Origin of the sequence: Pseudoclavibacter sp. AY1H1 (genome assembly GCF_002931055.1) — a bacterium.
Lineage (GTDB): Bacteria > Actinomycetota > Actinomycetes > Actinomycetales > Microbacteriaceae > Pseudoclavibacter.
This window is the reverse complement of record NZ_PSXX01000011.1, coordinates 69,018-91,354: the sequence shown is the minus strand read 5'-3', so window position 1 is coordinate 91,354 and position 22,337 is coordinate 69,018. Positions and strand designations below refer to the sequence as shown.

18 protein-coding genes are annotated in these 22,337 nt (G+C 69.2%); 13 read left to right on the top strand and 5 right to left on the bottom strand.

Going from position 1 to position 22,337, the window contains the following annotated elements:
* The first annotated feature begins 8 nt into the window (after positions 1-8).
* The 7 genes from C5E05_RS15560 to C5E05_RS15530 all read left to right on the top strand — a co-directional run bounded on the left by C5E05_RS15560 (position 9) and on the right by C5E05_RS15530 (position 7,804).
* Positions 9-1,922 (top strand): hypothetical protein, encoded by a 1,914-nt coding sequence (locus C5E05_RS15560; RefSeq protein ID WP_104342444.1) that lies wholly within the window; start codon positions 9-11, stop codon positions 1,920-1,922.
* Between the two features lie 81 nt (positions 1,923-2,003).
* Positions 2,004-2,921: a UTP--glucose-1-phosphate uridylyltransferase gene (locus C5E05_RS15555; RefSeq protein ID WP_104330367.1), complete on the top strand. Its 918-nt coding sequence runs from the start codon at positions 2,004-2,006 to the stop codon at positions 2,919-2,921.
* A 173-nt stretch (positions 2,922-3,094) separates the two neighbouring features.
* A complete protein-coding gene (locus C5E05_RS15550) occupies positions 3,095-4,579 on the top strand; it encodes a phosphatase PAP2 family protein (RefSeq protein ID WP_104342443.1) in 1,485 nt (494 codons plus the stop codon).
* 187 nt (positions 4,580-4,766) lie between these two features.
* Positions 4,767-5,153: a VOC family protein gene (locus C5E05_RS15545; protein ID WP_104305867.1), complete on the top strand. Its 387-nt coding sequence runs from the start codon at positions 4,767-4,769 to the stop codon at positions 5,151-5,153.
* An 8-nt stretch (positions 5,154-5,161) separates the two neighbouring features.
* A complete protein-coding gene (locus C5E05_RS15540) occupies positions 5,162-5,695 on the top strand; it encodes a DUF3995 domain-containing protein (protein WP_104342442.1) in 534 nt (177 codons plus the stop codon).
* A 10-nt stretch (positions 5,696-5,705) separates the two neighbouring features.
* Positions 5,706-6,425: a response regulator transcription factor gene (locus C5E05_RS15535; protein WP_104240302.1), complete on the top strand. Its 720-nt coding sequence runs from the start codon at positions 5,706-5,708 to the stop codon at positions 6,423-6,425.
* On the top strand, positions 6,425-7,804 hold the full coding sequence (locus tag C5E05_RS15530) for a HAMP domain-containing sensor histidine kinase (protein ID WP_104342441.1): 1,380 nt from the start codon (positions 6,425-6,427) through the stop codon (positions 7,802-7,804). The genes C5E05_RS15535 and C5E05_RS15530 overlap by 1 nt, the downstream gene beginning before the upstream one ends.
* Before the next feature lie 26 nt (positions 7,805-7,830).
* On the opposite strand, the gene C5E05_RS15525 is transcribed toward C5E05_RS15530, so the two are convergent.
* Entirely contained in the window at positions 7,831-8,793 is a 963-nt protein-coding gene (locus C5E05_RS15525) for a TAXI family TRAP transporter solute-binding subunit (protein WP_146081144.1), read from the bottom strand.
* A gap of 151 nt (positions 8,794-8,944) precedes the next feature.
* On the opposite strand from C5E05_RS15525, the gene dctA reads away from it, so the two are divergent.
* Positions 8,945-10,504 carry a C4-dicarboxylate transporter DctA gene (gene dctA, locus C5E05_RS15520; RefSeq protein ID WP_104342439.1) on the top strand — a complete coding sequence of 520 codons (1,560 nt, stop codon included), beginning with the start codon at positions 8,945-8,947 and terminating at the stop codon, positions 10,502-10,504.
* Between the two features lie 363 nt (positions 10,505-10,867).
* Here dctA and C5E05_RS15515 read toward each other — a convergent pair whose 3' ends face one another.
* Positions 10,868-11,641: an IclR family transcriptional regulator gene (locus C5E05_RS15515; RefSeq protein WP_104240312.1), complete on the bottom strand. Its 774-nt coding sequence runs from the start codon at positions 11,639-11,641 to the stop codon at positions 10,868-10,870.
* Positions 11,642-11,667: 26 nt separating this feature from the next.
* A complete protein-coding gene (gene kduI / locus C5E05_RS15510) occupies positions 11,668-12,501 on the bottom strand; it encodes a 5-dehydro-4-deoxy-D-glucuronate isomerase (protein ID WP_104342438.1) in 834 nt (277 codons plus the stop codon).
* A 96-nt stretch (positions 12,502-12,597) separates the two neighbouring features.
* Here kduI and C5E05_RS15505 point away from each other — a divergent pair, with 96 nt between their 5' ends.
* The 4 genes from C5E05_RS15505 (at position 12,598) to C5E05_RS15490 (ending at position 16,799) form a co-directional block, all read left to right on the top strand.
* Positions 12,598-13,347 carry an SDR family oxidoreductase gene (locus C5E05_RS15505; RefSeq protein WP_104298226.1) on the top strand — a complete coding sequence of 250 codons (750 nt, stop codon included), beginning with the start codon at positions 12,598-12,600 and terminating at the stop codon, positions 13,345-13,347.
* On the top strand, positions 13,344-13,985 hold the full coding sequence (locus C5E05_RS15500) for a bifunctional 4-hydroxy-2-oxoglutarate aldolase/2-dehydro-3-deoxy-phosphogluconate aldolase (RefSeq protein WP_219819556.1): 642 nt from the start codon (positions 13,344-13,346) through the stop codon (positions 13,983-13,985). The genes C5E05_RS15505 and C5E05_RS15500 overlap by 4 nt, the downstream gene beginning before the upstream one ends.
* Positions 13,982-14,929, top strand: a complete 948-nt coding sequence (locus tag C5E05_RS15495; RefSeq protein WP_104342436.1) for a sugar kinase — start codon at positions 13,982-13,984, stop codon at positions 14,927-14,929. The genes C5E05_RS15500 and C5E05_RS15495 overlap by 4 nt, the downstream gene beginning before the upstream one ends.
* Before the next feature lie 67 nt (positions 14,930-14,996).
* Entirely contained in the window at positions 14,997-16,799 is a 1,803-nt protein-coding gene (locus C5E05_RS15490) for a beta-galactosidase family protein (RefSeq protein WP_104342435.1), read from the top strand.
* 159 nt (positions 16,800-16,958) lie between these two features.
* On the opposite strand, the gene C5E05_RS15485 is transcribed toward C5E05_RS15490, so the two are convergent.
* Both C5E05_RS15485 and C5E05_RS15480 read right to left on the bottom strand, forming a co-directional pair.
* On the bottom strand, positions 16,959-19,874 hold the full coding sequence (locus C5E05_RS15485) for a glycoside hydrolase family 32 protein (protein WP_104342434.1): 2,916 nt from the start codon (positions 19,872-19,874) through the stop codon (positions 16,959-16,961).
* A gap of 149 nt (positions 19,875-20,023) precedes the next feature.
* Positions 20,024-21,076 (bottom strand): LacI family DNA-binding transcriptional regulator, encoded by a 1,053-nt coding sequence (locus tag C5E05_RS15480; RefSeq protein ID WP_308471904.1) that lies wholly within the window; start codon positions 21,074-21,076, stop codon positions 20,024-20,026.
* A 101-nt stretch (positions 21,077-21,177) separates the two neighbouring features.
* On the opposite strand from C5E05_RS15480, the gene C5E05_RS15475 reads away from it, so the two are divergent.
* The gene (locus C5E05_RS15475; RefSeq protein WP_104298231.1) at positions 21,178-22,287 is read left to right on the top strand and encodes a substrate-binding domain-containing protein; all 1,110 of its coding nucleotides are present in this window, start codon (positions 21,178-21,180) and stop codon (positions 22,285-22,287) included.
* The last annotated feature ends 50 nt before the right edge of the window (positions 22,288-22,337 follow it).

Sequence of the window (22,337 nt, the reverse complement as noted above, 5' to 3'; positions counted from 1 at the left end):
GAGAACTCATGAAGAAGTTCCACGCCCTTGTCTGCGCGATGCTCGCCGGATTCCTCATCGGAGGCGTCGCCGCAGCCCCCGCAGCGGCAGAGCCTGCCATCGTGGCGCAGGCTGCCAGCGAGGAGCCCGAGCTGCTCTCCCTCGAGATCGTGTCCTCCCTCAAGGTCAAGGGAGGCGAAGAGATCCGATTCAACTGGACCGTCCGCAGCAAAGCCGACATCGACTCCTCTCACGTGAGCCTGAAAGCCGTGACCCCCAAGCGAGGCCAGCCGGACTGGCAGATCGTCGGCCGTGAAGACACCGAGCCGACGACTCGGGTTGGCGACATCATCTCCGGAACGGACTCGTTCGTCGTGGGTGGGCCGACTTGGGGCGCACGCACGTGGTACGTCGACTTCTTCCGGTTCAGGGATGTCGAAGGCAACTCGCTCGCCTATGACGACAACTTCAGGGACATCATCGCGAATGTCCCGAGGCTGCACGTCGATGGCAGAACCGGTGGTGACAAGGACGCCCCCGAGCTCCTGTCCGTGTCAATGGACCCACCCGGTGACCTGGTGCTCGGTGACCAGTTCACCATCGATTACACCGCGCGCGACCCCGCCGGGGTCAAGAGTGTCGCTTTCACCGTCTCCACTCCCGACGGGTCCGAGCAGACGGAGACCTCTGCGCCAGACAGTGTCGACGGGGACACGGTAGCTGGAACCGTCACCTTCACGGTCGATCGTCCCTCCTGGAGGATCAGCGAGTACGCGGTTGTGCGGTCCGCGCTCACCGACGGGTTCTGGAATTTGCGGGTGATCGACGCTGCGAATAATGCGATGCTCGCCTCGCTGCCGTCCTTCAACGTGACCTACATCGGGGAGCCTGACAACTCGCCTCCCGAGTTCGTGACCGCGAGGTTCCTCTCGCCTCAGATCGTCTGGGGCCAGCAGGAAGTGCTCGTCGAATGGCGGGCTCGAGACGACAGCGCGATCCAGGACATGGTTGTCATCCTTGAAGGTCCGGATGGCGAGGAGTACGTGATGCCCAACCGTGGTCCGATTCCCCGGACGAAGGACGCAGACGGCCTGTTCACCAGCATCGCCTTCACCCACTTCGAGCCTCCCGCGGGCCCGGACGGGACCTACACGGTCACCGGCATCGCTTTCAGGGACATCTACTACAACATCAGCGTCGTGAACGCGGAAGACAACTGCATCCTCGCGTCCCTGCCCACCTTCACCTTCCTCGGCTACGAGGTCACCGAGCCCCCGGCGCCCACGGCTGCCCCGACGCCCAGCGAGACAGAGGTGCCGGCGGTGTGCCAGACGGCCGCCCCCACCGAGTCGCCGGTTCCGACGGGGACTGCTGTTCCGACCGAGACGGCGGTTCCGACGGGGACTGCTGTTCCAACGGAGACGACGCTTCCGACGGAGACGACGCTTCCGACGGAGACTGCTGTTCCGACGGAGACGGCGCTTCCGACGGAGACGGCGCTTCCGACGGAGACGGCGCCTCCGGGCGAGACGGCTGCCCCCACGGAGACGACCGCCCCGACGGAGACGACGACAGCGACCGCCACGCCCACTTCAACCGAGGCGCCGACCGCCTCGGCTCCGCCGGAGACGGCTCCTCCCACCCAGTCCGCGGAACCGGTGCCCGGCGAAACCGTGCCCGAGCCCACCTGGTGGGCAACGCCGACCGTGCATCCGCTGCCGTCCGAATCCGCGACCCAACCAGCGGCCCCCGGATCTCCGTCTGCATCATCGATCGCTGGCGTGCCGGCGGCGACTGCAGCAGCGACGGACAGCGGAACAGGCCTCGCGACGACCGGAACCGACGGAGGCGGCCCTTGGCCGATCTTCCTCGCCGGGAGCGCCCTGCTCCTCGGGGCCGCCTTGTTCCTGGGGCGGCGGATGCCCACGAAGTCGCAGAAGTAGTGGACCTGCCGCGAAACGCGCAAGACCTCGCGGACCGGGTCGCGAAACCTCCCGGATACCGAATTCCAATACGCTAGCTCCATGCGCGCACCAATAACCAAGGCTGTCATCCCCGCGGCAGGCCTCGGGACTCGCTTCCTGCCTGCCACGAAGGCCATCCCGAAAGAGATGCTCCCCGTCGTCGACCGCCCCGCGATCCAGTACGTCGTGGAGGAGGCTGTCGAGGCCGGCCTCTCCGACGTGCTCATGATCACCGGCAGACACAAGGCGTCGCTCGAGAACCACTTCGACCGCGTGGCCGAACTCGAGACGCTCCTCGCGGCTCGCGGTGAGCACGAGAAGCTCGCCCGCGTGAACGCGGCGACCAACCTCGCCGATGTGCACTACCTCCGTCAGGGCGACCCGCTCGGCCTCGGCCACGCCGTGCTGCGCGCCAAGCAGCACATCGGCCACGAGCCGTTCGCCGTGCTGCTCGGCGACGACATCATGTCCTCCGGCGGGTCCCTGCTCAAGCGCATGATCGAGGTGCACGAGCAGACCGGCGCCAGTGTGGTCGCGCTCCAGGAGATCGACCTCGACCAGATCTCCGCGTATGGAGTCGCCGCCTACGACACGAGCATTCCGCGCGAACAGGGCGTCGTCGGCCCCGACACGATCCAGCTGACCGGGCTCGTCGAGAAGCCAGCCCGTGAAGACGCACCCTCGAACCTCGCCGTCATCGGTCGCTACCTGCTGCGTCCCGAGGTGTTCGAGGTCCTCGAGCGCACAGCCCCCGGCCGCGGCGGGGAGATCCAGCTCACCGACGCCCTCGAGGTGCTCGCCGGCGACCCCGAGGCGTTCGGCGGAGTCGTGGGCGTCGTCTACAGCGGACGCCGCTACGACACCGGCAACAAGCTCGAGTACATCAAGGCGACCGTCGAGCTCGCGAGCCAGGACCCGAAGCTCGGCCCCGAGCTCCGCCCTTGGCTGCAGTCCTTCGCGGCGCAGATCGCCGACTGAACCGAGACGACCACCAGACGGGGGCCCTGCGCAGGACGCGCCGGGTCCCCGTTCTGCTTCTCGCCGATCTCCGCGACCTCGTTCACTAGCCGGTCACCTAGTGGACATCGGGTGATCTCCCCGGGCCTCTACGCTCGCCGGGTTCATCCCCCGACCGTTAGGCCGAACCCCGCATGCGCATCACGACGTCTCGACGACGCCTCGCTTCCACCATCGCTGTGACGACCGGGCTGGGGGTGCTCCTCTCCGGCTTCGGCGCGGGGGCCGCATCCGCCGCCGAGCCGTTCACCGACGACCAGCTCGCCTACGACTACCCGTCGAACGCCGAGTACGACTACGTGCCGATCATGGACCAGTTCTCCTGGCTCGTCACCGACCGCGCCGACATCATCGCGCTCAACGACAGCCAGACCGTCGACATCAACACCTCGGCCACCCCCGAGCAGGTCGAGCGCGCGATCGTCGACCAGTACGACGACATGTCGGTCTCCATGGCCGACGGACTCGGCGAGAACCTCGGCGCGATCTACACCGAGGCGCGCCTCGCGGGCGAGCTCCCGAAGATCGACGCACTCCTCGCGAAGAGCGGCGGCCTCGTCGGGTACTACTCCTCGTCGAACCCGTCGAAGAACTACTTCGACTACGACCGCCCCTACATCCGCTTCCCCGAGCTGCTCCAATACCGCGACAAGGAGGGCGGCGACGCCTGGGACTCCACGAGCGGCGCCTACCCCAGCGGTCACACCTCGCAGGCGTACTGGCAGGGCACGTCGCTCTCGATGATGCTGCCAGAGCTCGCCCCGCAGATCCTCGCGCGCACCTCCGAAGCCGGGAACAACCGCATCGTCATGGCAGCGCACTACCCGCTCGACGTGATGAGCGGACGCATGATGGGACAGCACATCGTCGAGCGCCGCATGAGCGACCCCGCGTTCCGCGAGCTCTTCGCCGAGGCCGAGGCCGAGCTGCGCGGCGTGCTCGAGGCCGGATGCGGCGCCGCCCTCGCCGACTGCATCGAAGCCGACACCCCGTACCTCTCCGAGGACGACGCCCTCGCGCTCTACGAGCAGCGCATGTCGTACGACTTCCCGCAGATCGCGCCCGCCGGGGAAGCCGTGACGATCCCCGCGAACGCCGAGTCGCTGCTCATCACGAGCCACCCCGACCTCACGCCCGAGCAGCGCCGCCAGGTGCTCGAGCTCACCGCGCTCGACTCCGGCTACCCGCTCGATGAGGGCGCAGAAGGCAGCTGGCAGCGCCTCAACCTGGCCGCCGCCATGGCAGCTCAGGTCGAGGTCGACGCCGACGGGAACATCAGCCTCGTCGACGCAGGAGCCGAGCAACCCGAGCCCAGTACGCCGGGCACCGCCGAGCCCACCGTGACCCCAGCCCCGACGGTGGCGCCCACCGCCACCACGGAGCCCACCGCGTCCGCGACTGCGGCGCCTACCGCTTCGGCGACGACCACGCCCTCCGTCTCCGCCACGTCGACGACCGCACCGGTCGCTGGCGGCGGCAACGCCGATAACGGCTCGGACGCGCTCGCGACAACCGGCGCCGAGAACGTCGGCGCTGGCATCCTCGCCGCATTCGCGCTGCTCGGGACCGGTCTGACCGCACTCGTCGTGCGGAAGCGCTCCGCGAAGACGAACAGCTAGCAGACGGCGAGAACACGAGGCCCGCAGGCCCGCCGCGCCCGGAGCATCCACCAGATGTCGGGGGCGGCGACCTGCGGGTTTCGTCTACCGCTGATCGACTCGAGGGCGGCCGGTCCGCCCCACCGAACTTCCTGCGCATCCATGGCAACCACTGGCGTCGTCGTTCACCCCGAGGTGGACTTGACCCATGGCAAAGACAACACGCGTGCTCAGCGTCTCGGTTCCCGTCTCCGATGTGGACGCGGCGCTCGCCTTCTATACGGACGTGCTCGGCTGCGAGCTCGTCATGGACGTCGAAGCATGGCCAGGCGCCCGCTACGTCGAGGTGCTCCCGCCTGGCTCGAGCGTCGGCATCGTCCTGCTCCCGCACGACAGCGAGATCCCCATCGCCGTGCGCCTCGGCACCACCGACGCGCAAGAGGCGCACGACCGGATCAAGGCCAGCGGCGTCGAGCTCCACAACGCCGAAGTGCTGCGCTGGGAGAGCGTTGCACCCATGTTCTCGTTCGAAGACCCAGACGGCAACGGGCTCGTCTACCTGGAGGACCAGCCCGGCCAGACACTGGGGGAGTAGGGGCGCGGATGCGCGAAGACACCCGCGCCCGCACCCGCCGCTCGCGCAACGCCGCACGCATCCTCGTGCTGGCCGCTGCCGTCATCGGCGTCGTGCACGCCGCCTTCAGCGCCTCCTGGGCGCTCGGTGGAACCTGGCTGCTGTCGACCATCGGGGCGATCGCCGTCGAGTTCTCGAGGCGAGAACCACTGGAGTCCGGCCTCCTGCTGGGCACCGTCGCGCTGGTCAAGCTGCTCGCCGCCCTCATTCCCGTCGCTCTCGACGCGCAGCGGATGCCGTGGCCGAGAGTGTGGCGCGCCATCTGCTGGGTGGGCGGCCCCGGCATCGTGCTCTACGGGCTCGTCAACATCGTCGCGAGCGGCGCCGTGCTGCTCGGGGTACTCGTGCCCGAAGGCGGCTACGACCGGGATGCCATGATCGGGCACGCCCTCCTCTGGGACCCGCTCTTCCTCCTCTGGGGGCTCGCCCTCACCGGCTGGCTCTGGCTCACGAGGCCAGTGGCCCGGAGAGTGCCACCGACCCCCGAGAGACGCGTCAAATAAACTCGACCCCATGCGCGTGCTGCTCTGCGAAGACGACGACCAGTTGGCAAGGGGGCTGAGCCGCGCTCTCAAGCACGCCGGACATCGCGTCACGCGGGCCGCCGACGTCGCAGAAGCCCTCGCCTGCATCCGCGACGAAGTGCCCGAGCTGGCACTCGTCGACATGTCCCTCCCCGACGGGCTCGGCACGCAGATCATCGCGAAGCTGCGCCAACATCCGGCCGTCGGCATCATCGTCGTCAGCGCGCACGGCCGCGAGCAGGACCGCATCGCGGGGCTCCGCGCCGGCGCCGACGACTACGTCACCAAGCCCTTCAGCGTCGCCGAGCTGCTCGTCCGCATCGAAGGCCTCGCCCGGCGCACCCGCGAGATGCGCCGCTCCACGAGCATCCCCGAGTCTTCCGTCATCGAAGTCGGGATGCTGCGCCTCGACACCGAGACGCGCACCGCGACCATCACCCCAGACGACGGCGCCACCCCCACCGCTCAGGCGCTCACGCAGAAGGAGTTCGAGATCCTCCGGCTCCTCGCGGCGCGGGCAGGACAGCCGGTGACGCGCGAGGACCTCCTCGACCGCGTCTGGGAGAGCAGCGTCGAGACCGGCACCCGCTCGCTCGACACCCACATGGCCACACTGCGCAGCAAGCTCGGCGACACCGTCACCATCACCACCCTCCGGGGCGTCGGCTACAGCCTGACGGCACCCGCCAACCCGGACGGGCCCACCTGATGCACCGGCGACTCGTGCTGTGCGCCGTCCCGCTGCTCGTGCTGCTGCTCATCATGATCGCCGTGCCCACCGCCGTCGCGATCGCCGACCGTCACTCGGCGGAGCTCACCAACGACCGCCTCAACGACGCCGCCCGCTTCTCGACCGCCGCCTACACGGCCATCGGCACCGACCCCGTTCGCCTCCAGGCCGAGCTCGACGACTACGCCGAGCTCTTCGACACCCCCACCTGGCTCCTCAACCGCGACGGGCAGATCATCCACTCGGCAGGCCTGCCCTACGCGGTCGACGACGCAGACCTCGCGCTCGTCGACGCCGCCCTCTCCGGGCAATCGCCAGACATCACCACCACCGTCTGGCCGTGGGGGCCCGAGCGGCTCACGATCGTCGCCCCTGTCGGCCGCGACTCGCAGGTCGTCGGCGCCCTCGTCTTCGACGTGCCCACCGAAACGGCCCGCACCACGATCCTGACCGAATGGCTCATCCTCGCCGCAGGGCTGCTCGTTCCCGGCGCCGTCGCCTTCTGGCTGCTCTGGCCCATGTCTCGGTGGATCCTCCGCCCCGTGCAGGAGCTCGAACGCTCCGTCGACGCCGTCGCGCGCGGCGACCTCGACGCGAAGGCCGGCACCGACGCGGGCCCGAGCGAACTGCGGCTCCTCGCCTCCACCTTCAACTCCATGGTCGGCACCGTCTCCGCGACCGTCACGAGGCAGCAGGAGTTCGTGTCGGATGCGTCGCATCAGCTGCGCACGCCCCTCGCCTCCACGCGCATCTCGGTCGAGAACCTCGAGCCGTACCTCCGCGACGACGTCGAAGCCCGAGAGGTGCACGCCGAAGCCATCGAGACCATCGACCGCATGACCGGCACCGTCGCGGGACTGCTCGACGCGACCCAGTTCCAGAGCCGGCCGCCGCGCATCTCGGCGATCGGCGACGCGCTCGCCGGGGCGGCGTTCCGGTGGGCAGAAGCCGGAGCGCGAGCCGGCATCGCCGTGCAGACCGTGCACCTCCAGGGGGAGACGCTGGAAGTGCAGGAGCCGGCCGGCGGCCTCGACGCCGTCGTGAGCGAGCTCGTCACCAACGCCATCAAGCTCTCCGGCGGCACCGAGGTGCGCGTCGCTGGCAGGCCGGACATCGGCTCGCGCAGCTACGTGGTCACGGTCGACGACAACGGCATCGGGCTCGCATCTGACGACCGCGAGCATGCCACGCAGCGCTTCTGGCGCTCACCCCGCACCAGCAACCTGCCGGGAACCGGCCTCGGCCTGAGCATCGTCGCGCAAGCCCTGCGAGATATCGGGGGCGGGCTGACGCTCGCGGATGCGCCCGGCGGCGGCCTCCGCGTCGAAGCTGCGGTGCCCCTGGCCGGCGAGGAGTAGCCGGCCTGTCGCCCTTCGAGTGGCCCCTATGGCTTGTTCGCCGTGAACCAGCCGGCGGCCCCGGGATGCAGCGCGATGGGAGTCGTCCCCGCGCCCGTCCGAGGGTTGATCTGTCCCGCCTCAGGGCGCACGTGCGACAACGCATCCGAGTTCTCGAACAGGCAGGCGGTGAGGAACTCGGCCACCGAATCCGCCATGCCAGGCCTCACCGCGAGCACCGTCGGCACCGCGAGCGTCGTCGCCGCCTGCAGGCCCTCGTACATCGTCGACGGGATCGTGACCGGGAAGTACACGAGCGAGAAGCGGTCGATGAGATGCTCCGCGTTCGCGCCGAGGTCGATGAAGCGCACCCGCTGCCCGGCGCCGATCTCGCTGATCGCAGGGGTGGGCATGCCCGTGAGGCTCGCCGCCGCCTCGACCGCGCCGCCCGCGAGCGCCGCCACGGAATCGGCCTGCGAAAGGCTCACGTAGTCCGCCTCGACGCCCAACTCGTCCAGGATCGCCGACGTCGTGAAGCGGGTGCCAGACAGCTCGAGTCCCCCCGCGATGGTCTTGCCATGCAGGCCCCGCAGGTCGGTGATGTCCGAGTCCTCCGGAACCACGAGGTGCAGCACCGAATCGAAGACACGCGCAAGCGCTACGATCTCGCCCTCGAACTCCGCAGCGACATCGACGTTGATGAGCGCCGCATCCACCTCGCCCGAGCTCAGCAGCTGCGCGTTCTCGAGCGATGATGCGGTGTCGCGCACCAGCATCTCGCCGGCCGGCCACGAGGCGTTCACCGCGTCGGCGTAGGCCGCCCCGATCTCCCGGAACACCGCCCCCTCTGGGCCGGTCGCGAGCGTCAGCACCTGCCCGGAAGGCTTCGGCGAGGCGCACGCCGCGAGCGCAAGCGAAGACAGCGTGGCCGCCGCGCCTCCCAGGAGCGCTCGCCGCGTGACGCCGCCTGCTGGCAGCTCAACCGACGACATCCACGGTGCAAACGCCACGGTTCGAGCCTAACAAGCGGGCATCCGCGACCGAATGTCAAGAACACCTTAAGGATGCGCCGAGCCCCTGGGCTCCTGGCTTGTGGGCGCCCACCCTTGGAAGACGAGCCGTCACCGATGACGCACACGCTGGAGTTCAAAGGAGAACACCGTGACACACGACTCGAGCCCCGACAAGGGCAAAGCGGTCAAGACCACCCCGAGCTCACCAAGCCGGGCAGCAGGCAGCACCCCTCCCGCCAAGAAGAAGAAGCCGTTCTGGCACCACCTCTACGTGTGGGTGCTGGTCGGCATCGCGCTCGGCGTCGCCGTCGGCCTGATCTTCCCGGCCTTCGCCTCCGAGCTGCGCTGGCTCGCGACGCTCTTCATCAACCTGGTCAAGGTCGTCATCGCGCCGACCATCTTCGCGACCGTCGTCGTCGGCATCGCGGGCCTCGGCAACCTCGCGAAAGCGGGCGGCCTCGCCCTGCGCACCGCCGTCTACTTCAACATCACCACCGTCGTCGCCCTGGGCCTCGGCCTCATCGCCATCAACGTGTTCCAGCCGGGCGCCGGCCTGAACTACGACGTCGCGAGCTTCGACGGATCCGCCGCCGACGCAACCATCGCCGACGCGGGCGACGCCGGGGGAGAGGGCCTGCCCGGCTTCATCCTCGGCCTCATCCCCACCTCGTTCATGTCGGCGTTCGTCGATGGCCAGCTCCTCCAGGTGCTGCTGCTCGCCATCCTGACCGCCATCGCGATCGCCATGCTCGGCAAGCGTGGCGAGAAGGTCGTGCGCGCCATGGACTCGCTCGCGAAGGTCATGTTCGGCATCATCAAGATCGTCATGTGGGTCGCCCCCATCGGCGCCTTCGGCGGCATCGCCTTCACGATCGGCAAGCACGGCGCCGAGATCCTCGGCAACCTCGCCTTCTTCATGGGCTCCTTCTGGCTCACCTGCCTCATCTTCGTCTTCCTGGTGCTCGGCCCCATCTGCCACTGGGCTGGCTTCAGCATCTTCAAGTACCTCCGCTACATCAAGGACGAGCTGCTCATCGTGCTCGGCACCTCCTCCTCCGAGACGGTGCTGCCCCGCATGATGACGAAGCTCGAGGCGGCCGGCGTGCCCAAGCACGTCGTCGGCCTCACCATCCCCACCGGCTACTCGTTCAACCTCGACGGCACCGCCATCTACATGTCCATGGGCGCCATCTTCATCGCGCAGGCGTTCGGAGTGGACGTGCCCATCGGCACCCAGATCGCACTCCTCGCGTTCATGCTCATCTCCTCGAACGGAGCAGCGGGCGTCTCCGGCGCTGGACTCGTGACCCTCGCCGCATCCATCGCCGCGTTCGACCACATCATCCCCATGGTGGGGCTCGCGCTCATTGTCGGCATCGACCGGTTCATGTCGGAGGGCCGTGCCCTCACGAACCTCACCGGCAACGGCATCGGCACACTCGTCATCGCCCGCTGGACGAAGGCGCTCGACCGCGATCGACTGCAGGAAGTGCTCGACAACCCCAACGACGTCGACGTCGAGCACCTCATGAGCCTCGACGGCGAGGAGGACGCCGAAGCTCGCGCCGAGGGGGAGAGCAACCTGGAGCTGGCTTCCGACAGCATCGACCGCAAGACGGAGTTCGCGGTTGGCGGGCCGGCTGCGGACTCAGCTGAGGGGACCTCGGACCGCAGAGGCTCCTCCAGCGAGTCGAACGCCCGCGGCTGACCGGAAAACGGCGGGGCCCGGGGTGTCGTTGTGACGCCTCGGGCCCCTTTCATCGGCGCCGCTCGGTAGCTCCGCCGCCGCTGACCAACTTCAGTGACGATTCGGCCGGTTTTGGCCTGGAGCGGCGGGAAATGGCCGTCTGAGCACTGAAGTTGGTCAGGGGTGCCGGATGGGGGCGATGGTGTGACGCTCCGCCACTTCGCCGCCTCGGCCACCGCCTCGGCCGCCATTACCGCCCCCACCTCGGACCAACTTCAGTGCTGATCCGGCCGGTTTCGGCTTCGAGCGGCGGGAAACGGCCGTCTGAGCACTGAAGTTGGTCAGGCAGCAGCGGCGGGTGTCTCCGAGAGTCGGCAGCTCGCCCTACGCCGCGGGGGCGCCGAGCTCGCGGGAGATGCGGTCGGCGGCCGCGATCGCGGCAGGCGCGAGGGCTTCGATGCTGAGGCCCGGGTACTCGAGCTCGATCGAGGACACCGAGAGGCCGTGCGTCACGGCGCCGGTGTGGTCGCGGATGGGTGCCGAGACGCACACGGTGCCCGTCTCGTTCTCGCCCAGGTCCGTCGAGTAGCCGCGCTCGCGGACGCGGGCGAGCTCCTCGTGCAGCAGGCCGAGGTCGGTGATCGTGAGGTCGGTGCGCCGGGGCAGGCCGACGCGCTCCGCAAGCGCATCCACTCGCTCGGGCGCCCAGTCGGCGAGCACGACCTTGCCCATGCCGGAGCTGTGCAGGGGCACGCCGAGGCCGACGCGCGAGCGCATGCGGTACGGCTTCGCCGAGTCGCGGCGGATGAGGTAGACCATCTCGCTCTCCGTCGCGACGCCCACGTGGATGGTGCAGTCGACGGAGGCGGCGAGCTCGTCGACGATGGGGCCCGCGACCTGCGAGATGTCGACGCTCGCGAGCGCCCGGCCCGCGAGGGCGAGCAGGTTGGGCCCGGCCCGGTAGCCCTGCTCGGAGTTGCCTCCGAGGTAGTGCTGCGCGACGAGGGTGCCCAGGATGCGGTGGACGGTGGCCTTCGCGAGTCCGGCTTCGGCGACGATGTCCGTGAAGCGCGGATGCGCGAGGGCCGCCGCGAGCACAAGCAGCGTCTTCTCGCTTGCGCCCGCGGGCGGGGTCGGCGACTGGCCTGCGTCGTCCATCCTGACCACCCTCGTTGTTGGAGTCGTCACCGCATCGCGGTGATCGGGACAGAGTCCATGTCGTCGAACGACTGGTTCTCGCCGGCCATCGCCCACACGAACGAGTAGCTGGAAGATCCTACTCCCGAGTGCAGCGACCAGCTCGGGGAGAGCACGACGTCGCCGTTCGCGACCATGAGGTGGCGCGTCTCCTTGGGGTCGCCCATGAGGTGCACGACCCGCTGGTCCTCTTCGAGGTCGAAGTAGTGGTACACCTCGGTGCGACGGTCGTGGGTGTGCGCCGGCATGGTGTTCCACATGCTGCCGGCGTGGAGGCTCGTGACGCCCATGACGATCTGGCAGCTCTTGACGCCGTTCTCGTGGATGCACTGGCGCAGCGTGCGGCGGTTCGACGTGACCTGGTCGCCGAGCTCGCGGATCGTGCCCTCTTCGGGGGTGACGAGGGTGTTCGGGTAGGGCGTGTGCGCGGGGGCGCTGAAGCCGTAGAACTTGGCGGGGTCGGCGGCGTCGTTGCTCTCGAAGGTGACGTCGACGGTGCCGCGGCCGAGGTAGAGCACGGCGGTCTTCGCGAGCTCGTAGCGCTCGCCGTCGGCGACGACGGCGCCGGCGCCGCCCGTGTTGACGATGCCGAGCTCGCGGCGGTCGAGGAAGTTCTCGCTGCGAAGCTCGTCGACGGTCTGAAGCGTGAGGGGGCTGTCGGTGGGGACGGCGCCGACGGTGACGACGCGGTCGAAGTGCGTCGCGACGACGCGGATCTCACCTGGCGTGAGGAGCTGCTCGACGAGGTAGCGGTCACGGAGTGCCTGCTGGTCGAGGGTGGGGATGTCTTCCGGGCGACCCGGGCGGTACTGCTGGGACAAGGGAGTTCCTCTCGTGATTCGTTCGTGGCACGTCTATAGTAGGTGAATGAAACCGAGTTCCGCCAGGTGGACCTGGCCTCACGCGAAAGGGTCGCTATGACCAGCTTCGACCTCACTGGAAAGACCGCGGTCGTCACCGGCGCCCGCCGCGGCATCGGCCTCGGCATCGCCACGGCACTCGCTGAGGCGGGGGCGGACATCATCGCCGCGTCCTCCCAGCAGGAAGCCGACGGCGGCGAAGTCGGGGCGCGTGTCCGCTCGCTCGGCCGCAGCTTCGAGGGCCACGGCGTCGACTTCACCGACCGTGCCGCCGTCGAGCAGTTCGGCGCATCCGTGAAGCACGCCGACATCCTCGTCAACAACGCAGGCACCATCCGCCGCGCGCCCGCCGCCGAGCACTCCCTCGACTGGTGGGACGAGGTCATCCAGGTGAACCTCTCGAGCCAGTTCGTGCTCAGCCAGATCGTTGGCGCGGCAATGGTCGAACGCGGCAACGGGCGCATCATCTTCACCGCCAGCCTGCTCAGCTTCCAGGGCGGCATCAACGTGCCCGGGTACACGGCGTCGAAGTCGGCCATCGCGGGCCTCGTCCACGCCCTCAGCAACGAGTGGGCATCCCGCGGCGTGACCGTCAACGCGATCGCCCCCGGCTACATCGCGACCGACAACACCGAGGCGCTGCGCGAAGACAGCGACCGCTCGCGGTCCATCCTCGAGCGCATCCCCGCGGGTCGCTGGGGCGAGGCAGAAGACCTCGGCGGTGCCGCCGTGTTCCTCGCGAGCCCGGCCGCTGCCTATGTCACGGGCGTCGTCCTCCCCGTCGACGGCGGATGGCTCGCACGATGAGCGCCCTGTTCGAGGGCCACTCCGTCGTTCCCCTCTCAACGCCGAGCACGCAGGCGCAGGCCGAGGCGCTCGCCGACGGTCTCGTCGCGGGCGGCATCGGCATCGTCGAGATCGCACTGCGCGGCGACGGGGCACTGGATGCACTGCGCCACATCGCGGGGCGCCCCGACCTCATCGTGGGTGCTGGCACCGTGCTCGACACCGAGCAGGCCAAGCAGGCGCTGGATGCGGGGGCGCAGTTCCTCGTCTCGCCCGGACTGTCGGCGGAGGTCGTCCGAGTCGCGCAGCACGCAGACGTTCCGATCCTCCCGGGAACGCTCACGCCGAGCGACATCACGGCGGCCCGCGACCTCGGGCTGTCGCAGCTCAAGCTCTTCCCGGCGGGCAACTTCGGCGGGCTGTCCTTGCTCACCACGTATGCCTCCGTGTTCCGCGGCATCACGTTCATGCCGAGCGGCGGCATCAGCATCGCCAACCTCGCCGAGCACCTCGAGCACCCGGCGGTCTTCGCCGCGAGCGGAAGCTGGCTCGGCAGCTCGAAGCTGCTCGACCAGGGTGCAGACGCGGTCGCCGAGGCAGCCCGCGCGGCGGCCGACATCGCGACCCGCGTGAGCGCCGCCAAGGTCGGCCGCACGTGAGCGCCATCGTCACGATCGGGGAGGCGCTCGGGCTGGTGATCGCGCGCCGGGCCGGCGGCTTCGACCTGCAGTCCGACGCCGAGATGAGCTTCGGCGGTGCAGAGAGCAACGTCGCGATCGCCGCCGCCAGACTCGGCGTCGAGGCCGCGTGGATCGGCCGGGTCGGCGATGACGCCGTCGGCAGGCGCATCCTCCGCGCCCTCAGGGCCGAACAGGTGCAGCTGCACGAGACGGTCGACGCGGATGCACCGACCGCAATCATGCTCAAGGACCGGCCCCGTCCGGGCCGCAGCCGCGTCACCTACTACCGCGGCGGACTCGCCGGCAGCCGCATCACGCCGGCCGACGTCCCAAGCGAGGCCATTGTGGGCGCCCAGGTCCTGCACGTCACGGGCATCAGCCTCGCCCTCAGCGACAGCGCCGCCGAGACGGTGCTCAGCGCCGTCCGCCTCGCTCGCGAACACGGCGTGATCGTGTCGTTCGACGTCAACCACCGCAGCAAGCTGTGGTCGGCCGAGGCCGCGGCTCCCCGCTACCGCGAGCTCGCCGCGCTCAGCGACATCGTCTTCGCCGGAGACGACGAGGCCGCCATGCTCGTCGGCGAGGCATCCCCGATCGAGCAGGCCCGCGCCCTGCAGGCCCTCGGTCCCCGGCAGGCCGTCATCAAGCGCGGCGAGCACGGCGCGTCCGGCGTCGACGGCGACCTCGAGGCCGAGGTGCCCGCCTTCGCGGTCGACGTCGTCGACACGGTCGGCGCCGGCGATGCCTTCGCGGCCGGCTACCTCGTCGAGCTCACGCGTGGGGCGCCCCTCGAGCAGCGCATGCTGACGGCCGCCGCGTGCGGAGCCAGCGCCTGCCGCAGCGACGGCGACTGGGAGTCGCTGCCGAGCTGGGGTGACCTGCGCGAGCTCGTGGACGGCGTCGGCGACGCCGTCCAACGCTGATCCACCCCGGTTCCTCTCAACACCCCCCCCCGATGTCAGCGAAGACAGAAGACAGGAGTCTGCTCACATGACCTTCGAGATCGGCGAAGAGCACTTCCTCCTCGACGGCGAACCCCACCGCGTGCTCTCCGGGGCGCTGCACTACTTCCGCGTGCATCCCGAGCAGTGGGCCGACCGCATCCACAAGGCCAAGCTCATGGGCCTCAACACGATCGAGACCTACGTCGCCTGGAACGCCCACGAGCCCCGCAAGGGGGAGTGGGATGCGACCGGCTGGAACGACCTCGGCCGGTTCCTCGACCTGATCGCGGCCGAGGGGATGCACGCCATCGTGCGCCCAGGCCCCTACATCTGCGCGGAATGGCACAACGGCGGGCTCCCGACGTGGCTCACCGCGATGCCCGGGGTGGGGCTGCGACGCTCGGAACCTAGCTACCTGCACGAGGTCGAGACCTACCTGCAGCGCGTCTACGACATCGTCGCGCCGCGGCAGATCGACGTCGGCGGCCCCGTGGTGCTCGTGCAGATCGAGAACGAGTACGGCGCCTACGGCAACGACACTGCCTACCTCGAGCGGCTCGTCGAGGTCACCCGCGAGGCTGGCATCACGGTGCCGCTCACGACGATCGATCAGCCCACCGACCAGATGCTGAGCGACGGCAGCGTCGACGGCGTGCACCTCACCGGCTCGTTCGGGTCGCGCGCCGAGGAGCGCCTCGCCACCCTGCGGCGCCACCAGCCGACCGGCCCGCTCATGTGCGCCGAGTTCTGGGACGGCTGGTTCGACTGGTGGGGCGCCTTCCATCACACGACGAGCGTCGAGGATGCGGCTCGCGAGCTCGACGCGCTGCTCGCCGCAGGCGCCTCCGTGAACTTCTACATGGTCCACGGTGGCACCAACTTCGGCCTCACCAACGGGGCGAACCACAAGGGCAGGTACCTGCCCATCACGACCTCCTACGACTACGACGCGCCGCTCGACGAGGCAGGGAACCCCACCCCGAAGTTCTTCGCGTTCAGGGACGTCATCGCGAAGTACGCCGATGTGCCGGCGGAGACCCCCGCGCTCGCGGTCCCAGCTTCCGAGTTCGAGGTGCCGCTCTCCGTCGTGGCTCCGGATGCGTGGCTCCCGCCCGTCAGTCCCGAACGCCACACGACGCCCCCGACCTTCGATGCCCTGCAGCATCTGAGCGCCCTGGTCGCCTACGAGACCGAGCTGCCGCGCGCATCCGCACCCCGCCTGCTGGAGTTCGAGGACGTGCGCGACTTCGCGTGGCTCTCCATCGACGGCGTCCCCTTCGGCACGCTATCGCGCACCCTCCACGAGACGTCGATCGTCGTGCCCGCCGGGACGCGGCTGCGCGTGCTCGTGGAGGAGCAGGGTCGCGTCAACTACGCCGAGCGCATCGGCGAGGAAAAGGGCATCATCGGCACGCCGCTCCTCGACGGGGCTCCCCTCGAAGGGTGGACGGCGACGCCCATCGACGTCGCAGAGGCCGGAATCGCGATCGGCTCGGCGCTCACCAGCGCACCCGGCGCCGGTGGTGCTGCTCTTGCTGCGGCCGATGCATCCGCGCCACTGGCTCATCCCGAGACGCCGCTCGGGCTCACCGGGCTTCGCGGCGAGTTCGAGCTCGAAGCGCCGAGCGACCTCTACCTCGACACCGCCGAGTGGGGCAAGGGGTACGCCCTGGTGAACGGGTTCCTGCTCGGGCGCTATTGGCGCAGCGGACCGCAGCAGACGCTCTACGTGCCGGGCTCGGTGCTCCGCGCCGGCGTCAACACGGTCGCGATCGTCGAGCTCGAGGTGACGGCGTCTCCCGTCGCTCGCTTCGTCGCGCAGGCCACGCTCGGCCCCCTCGAGGAGTAACCGGGGTCCGCCCCGCGCCCCGCACACCCGCCGGCCCCTGCGCCCGCCCGTCTGCGACGCTGCCCGGCGTTTCGCCCTCTGGGAGCGGTCTCAGAGGGCGAAACGCCGGGCAGTGATCGGCGATAGGGCCCGCCGGGCCCTATCGCCGGGAGGCTCTTGCTACTGACCTCGGCGACCGAGTCGTCGAGCACCCAGCACCGCTCCGCCGCCGACAAGCGCCAGGCCGAAGAGGACCGCCGCCAGGGGGAAGTCCGCGCCGGTCGACGCCAGCCCCTCCGGAGTCGGCGTCCCGGTGTCCGATCCACCCTGAGGCGTGGATGTGGGTGCGGACGTGGACGTGGGTGCGGATGTGGATGCGGAGGTGGCTGACGGCGAGGGCGTGGCGCCCCCGGTCGGAGCTGCCGTGGCCGTCGCGGTCGGCGGGGTAACGACGGGTCCGGGCTCCTGCCACATCGTCGGCGTGACCGGCGTGACGGTGATGCGTCGTAGCGTCGCCGCTCCGCCCTCGGACCAGGCGGTGATGGCGTCCGCGCCCTCGTTCGGGAACACCTGATCGGTGATGGTCACCATCCCGTCCGCCGTGAAGAGCTCGACGGATGCGCGATCCAGGTAGAGGGAGAAGGTAACCGAGCCGTCGTCGTCGAGGGCGACCGGCGCATCCTCCACCGATGCGAAGGCGGGGTGGAAGTCGACGTCGCCGGAGTTCGTCCGGTCGACGAACAGGCGTCCCTGCGCGGCGTCGTAGCCGATGCGGGTTCCCGACTCGGCGTCCCCGAAGACCGTGATTCCCGCCCGCTGCGCCTCGCCCGGTTCCAGGGTCACCTCGAGTTTCACGACGTCTCCCGAGAGCCCGAGATCCACCGCGCCATTGAGGGCGACGTCCGTGCGCGTGGCCGCGCCTGCCACGTCGAGCTGCTCAGCGACCTGGGGGACGACCTGCTGCTTGAGGCGCGGTCCCGCTGGAGTCGAGGTCAGGACGACCTCGCGCGGGAGCGTCATCGAGCTGCGCCACGTCGAGGTGGGAATGTCGTTGGCGTAATCCCAGTTGTTCATCCAGCCCTGCATGATCCGGCTCCCGTCCGGGGTGCCGAAGTACGAGACCGTCGCGTAGTAGTCGCGGCCCCAGTCGAGCCAGTCGTAGCTCTCGAGCGTCGATGGGACGCTCGTGTCGGCGAACATGATCTGGTCCAGCATCAGGTGGCCCCAGCCCGACCTGTTCTGATCGACCGCCTGAATCGTGGCCTGCTGTCCGCGGAGGTCGGAGACGTCCCAGCTCGACCAGTCGAGCGTCTCGCTGTTCCTGCCGGTCGCCGTGCGCACGACTTCGCCGTCGACGATGAGGTTGACCGCGGTCTCCTCCGAGCGAAGCTGCGAGGGCTCGTCGCCGATCACGAGGTGATCGAAGGTGAGGTGCCCCCAGCCGCCTGTCGCCTCGTCTCGAACGCGGAGCTGCGCATCCTTGCCGGCGAACTCGCTGATGTCCCACGACTGCCATGTCATCTGCCCGGCGTTGGCGCCGGTCTGCGTGCGCACGACGCTGCCATCGACGAGCAGCTCGACCTGGAGGGTGCCGTCGGTGCGGTTGCCCCCGCCGACGAGGAAGGAAGCGAAATCGCCGTCGAGCGTGAAGGAGGGCGACGTGATCGTGCCCGTGTTGTCGTCTCCGAGCGGCCCGCCCTCCCACGTGTTGACGCGCTTGTCGCCGAGCGCGTACTCGCCGCTCGTCGTCGAGGGACTGCGTGCCGGGTCGAGGGCGAAGTCGCCCGTCGCCTCCCAGCCTGAGCCGAGGAGGGTCTCGCCATCGGCGAGCTCGAAGTCGAAGACGGTGGTGCCCGCCGGCGGTTCGTTCCCGAGCTGCGAGCCGTCCACGTGCGGGTGGTTGCCTCCGCCGACGAGCAGGTTGATGACGTCGGATTCGATCGTGAACTGCGGGGACTCGAGCGAGCCCACCGGCCAGTCTCCGCCGTGGAAGCCGTTCGCGAAGCCGGCTCCGATGGTGCCCTTGACGGGGCCCTGGCCCGGCAGCGTCCCGGCCGCCGGTGCAAGCCCCCACGGGCCATCGGCCTCGTTCCCGGACTCGTTGGTGACGGTCCACCCGCTGAAGTCTCCGCCGTCGAAGGTCGCGAACGGGGTTCCTTCTGCCGTGGTGCCTGGCTCGACGGTGGTCTCGCTGGTGAACTCGGTGCCGTCGAAGTCGCCGACGAAGTACTGGCCCCCGCTGCCGCCAGCCACGGCACCCGGGTTGAGATTGACGACCATGACCCATTTCGTCTCATCCGGGTTGCCGTCGACGGGCAGCTCGAAGAGCTCCGGGCACTCCCAGATGCCCTCCGTGGAGTTCGCGGGCCCGAACTCCGAGAGGTGCTCCCAGGAGCGCAGGTCGGTGCTCTTCGCGAGGATCACCTTGTGGTCGACCGCCTCGACGGCCGCCATGACCCAGTACGCACCGGCCGGACCGTCGTACCAGAAGACCTTCGGGTCTCGGAAGTTGGCGGAGCCGCGGTCGTAGACGGGGTTGCCCTCGTGCTTCGTCCAGGTGTATCCGCCGTCATTGCTGTAGGCGAGCGACTGGGCCTGGATCCCGGGGTGAGTCGGATGATCCTGGGTGTATGCGCTCGTGTAGATGGCGACGAGCGGGGGCTCGTCTCCGGTCCCGAAACCGGAGCTGTTGGTCTCGTCGACGACGATGGAGCCAGAGAAGATGTCCTCGATCGCGACTCCGGAATCGTCGAAGGTCTGGGGGAGTGCGAGCGGCTGCTCCTCCCAGTGCATGAGGTCGGTGGAGGTCGCGTGGCCCCAGCTCATGTTCCCCCAGCGTGTGCCCTCTGGGTTGTGCTGGTAGTAGAGGTGATAGATGCCGTCGACGTACACCATGCCGTTGGGGTCGTTCATCCAGTTCTTCTCGGGGGAGAAGTGGAACTGCGGGCGGAACTGCTCCTGTCCCGCCTCGGCCGACTCCTCGGCGGTGGCTGTGGCGGCTGTGCCGGCGAGGACGGCGAACGCGATGCTGGTGGCTGCCAGCGCGGCGAGAGCCTTCCGCGTCCTTCTCGGGTGTCTCGGTGACGTCGATGTCATGGATTCGCTCGATTTCTTCTCAGTGCGTCGAATGCAACGGACTGGACTGACAACGATGTCAATCCATTTCGAGCGATGCTAGAGACTGTCCACCGGACAAAGCAAGAGTCGATTGGCGTCAACCTCGACGGGAGGGGGTGATGGCCTCGTCAGGAGGCGGGGGCGAGGATCTCGCCGCTGCCGCGCTCGATGAGGCGGGTTGGGACGGTGACGCGCTGGGCGGGGCCACGGTCGCCGCCGAGGCGGTCGAAGAGCAGCTCGGCTGCGCGCTGCCCGATCTGCTGTGGGTCCTGGGCGATCACGGTGACGCCGGGAACCAGCAGGTCTGCAAGTGGGAGGTCATCGAAGCCGACCAGCGCGATCTCGTTCTGCAGGCCCCGCTCCCGGAGGGCGCGCAGGGCCCCGATGGTGACGAGGTTCTGGGCGCTGAAGACCGCCGTCGGTGGCGTCTCGGAGTCGAGCAGTCGGCCGAGCGCCGCGCGCGAGGTCTCCTCGTCGTGGAGCTCCGTGACGATCGTGGCGAGCCGTGTGGGGATGCCGGCCTCACCCAGGGCTTCGAGGAAGCCTCGACGGCGCTCTTCGGCCGTCTGGATCGAGAGTCGGTCGGTGAGGAGCGCGATCCGCTGGTGGCCGTGCTCGATCAGGTGCGCCGTCGCCCGTGCTGCCGCGGCCTGGTTGTCGCTCGAGACGACGTCGAGGTCGAGCCCCTGGGGGACACGGTCGACGAACACGGCCGGGATGTCCCGGTCGCGGAGGGTGGTGAGGTAGGTGGGCTGCTGGGTCGTCGTCAGGATCAGGCCGTCCACGCGCCGTCGCATGAATGCGCTGACGGCACCCTCCTCGCGGGTGGCGTCGTCGTCGAGCGACGATGCGAACACGGCCACGCTGTGGTGCAGGGCCGCGTCCTCCACCGCGCGGTGGATCGCGGCCGCGAACGGGTTGTCGACGCTGCCGACCAGGAGGCCGATCGTCCGGCTGCGTCCGTCGGCTCTGCGGAGGTTCCCGGCGGCGAGGTCCACGTGGTAGTTCAGGGCCCTGACGGCGTTCCACACTCGCTCGGTGGTGGTCGCGGACACGTTCGGCTCGTTGTTGACGACGCGGGAGACGGTCTTCACTCCGACGCCTGCGAGGGAGGCGACCTGCTTCATGGTCGTGCGCGAGCGCCCGCTCGCGGGGTCGTCTCGCCGAGGTGCTGTTGTCACGATCGACCTTTCTTTCGACGGCCTGTTGACTCTACTCGGCGCATGGAGTACAAACGTCGTTGACAACGTTGTCAATCAACGCAGACGATCAGGGGAATTCAATGAAGAACCGCAATCCAATCGCTCGGAAGCCATTTCTCGCCGCCTCCTCGGTGCTCGCCATCGCAGCGCTGACGCTGACGGGATGCGCCGGAGCCGACCAGGGCGCGCAGGGTGGGGGAGAGGGCGACATCGGCGTCTCGCTCATCGTCAAGACCAACTCGAACCCGTTCTTCATCGCGATGCAGGACGGCGCGCAGACGGCAGCGGATGCGAACGGGGTGACGCTCACCCTCGCAGCAGGCAAGGAGGACGGCGACGAGGACACGCAGATCCAGGCCATCGAGGCGGCCATCTCCAAGGGCGACGCGGGAATCCTCATCACCCCGAACGGGCCTGCCGTGCTCGACGCCGTCCAGAAGGCTCGCGACGCCGGCCTGTTCGTCATCGCCCTCGACACCGTGCCGGACCCGGCGGACTCCGTCGACATCACCTTCGCGACCGACAACTTCCTCGCCGGGCAGTACGTCGGCGAGTGGGCAGCGGACTCGCTTGCTGGCAAGGATGCCGTCATCGGCCTCATCGACCTCTTCGACGACAAGGCGGTCTCGGTCGACTACAACCGGAACCAGGGGTTCCTCCAGGGCATGGGCATCGAGCTCGGCAGTGACACGGTCAACGGCGACGAAGCCCCGCAGGGGAACTACTCCGGCGGACAGGGCGGCAAGTACACGATCGTCGGGAACGAGGCATCCCAGGGTGCCGAGGACGGTGGGCGCACGGCGATGGAGAACCTCCTCGCCAAGAACCCGGACATCAACGTCGTCTACACCATCAACGAACCCGCCGCCTACGGCGCCTACCAGGCTCTCGAGGCAGCGGGGAAGAGCAAGGACGATGTCACGATCGTCTCGATCGACGGCGGATGCGCCGGTGTCGGCCAGGTCGCCGACGGCATCATCGACGCCACGAGCCAGCAGTACCCGGTGAAGATGGCGGAGCTCGGCGTCGAGGCGATCGCTGAGCTCGTCGGAACGGGCAGCACCCCGGAGACCAGCGAAGGCCTGGACTTCTTCAACACGGGTGTCTCGCTGGTGACCGACCAGCCCGCTGACGGTGTGGAGTCCATCGACACGACCGAGGGTGCGGAGCTCTGCTGGGGCACGAAGTAGTCCAGCACCCGTCGCGACAGCCACACGGCGCCGCGACGCCTCTCGCCACT

Bases quoted from the DNA above. Each gene is read 5' to 3' on its own strand.
- C5E05_RS15485 (WP_104342434.1), bottom strand. From the start codon at position 19,874: ATGACATCGACGTCACCGAGACACCCGAGAAGGACGCGGAAGGCTCTC.
- C5E05_RS15530 (WP_104342441.1), top strand. From the start codon at position 6,425: ATGCACCGGCGACTCGTGCTGTGCGCCGTCCCGCTGCTCGTGCTGCTG.
- C5E05_RS15555 (WP_104330367.1), top strand. From the start codon at position 2,004: ATGCGCGCACCAATAACCAAGGCTGTCATCCCCGCGGCAGGCCTCGGG.
- C5E05_RS15515 (WP_104240312.1), bottom strand. From the start codon at position 11,641: ATGGACGACGCAGGCCAGTCGCCGACCCCGCCCGCGGGCGCAAGCGAG.
- C5E05_RS15540 (WP_104342442.1), top strand. From the start codon at position 5,162: ATGCGCGAAGACACCCGCGCCCGCACCCGCCGCTCGCGCAACGCCGCA.
- C5E05_RS15475 (WP_104298231.1), top strand. From the start codon at position 21,178: ATGAAGAACCGCAATCCAATCGCTCGGAAGCCATTTCTCGCCGCCTCC.
- C5E05_RS15550 (WP_104342443.1), top strand. From the start codon at position 3,095: ATGCGCATCACGACGTCTCGACGACGCCTCGCTTCCACCATCGCTGTG.
- C5E05_RS15500 (WP_219819556.1), top strand. From the start codon at position 13,344: ATGAGCGCCCTGTTCGAGGGCCACTCCGTCGTTCCCCTCTCAACGCCG.
- C5E05_RS15505 (WP_104298226.1), top strand. From the start codon at position 12,598: ATGACCAGCTTCGACCTCACTGGAAAGACCGCGGTCGTCACCGGCGCC.
- C5E05_RS15535 (WP_104240302.1), top strand. From the start codon at position 5,706: ATGCGCGTGCTGCTCTGCGAAGACGACGACCAGTTGGCAAGGGGGCTG.
- C5E05_RS15545 (WP_104305867.1), top strand. From the start codon at position 4,767: ATGGCAAAGACAACACGCGTGCTCAGCGTCTCGGTTCCCGTCTCCGAT.
- C5E05_RS15560 (WP_104342444.1), top strand. From the start codon at position 9: ATGAAGAAGTTCCACGCCCTTGTCTGCGCGATGCTCGCCGGATTCCTC.
- C5E05_RS15490 (WP_104342435.1), top strand. From the start codon at position 14,997: ATGACCTTCGAGATCGGCGAAGAGCACTTCCTCCTCGACGGCGAACCC.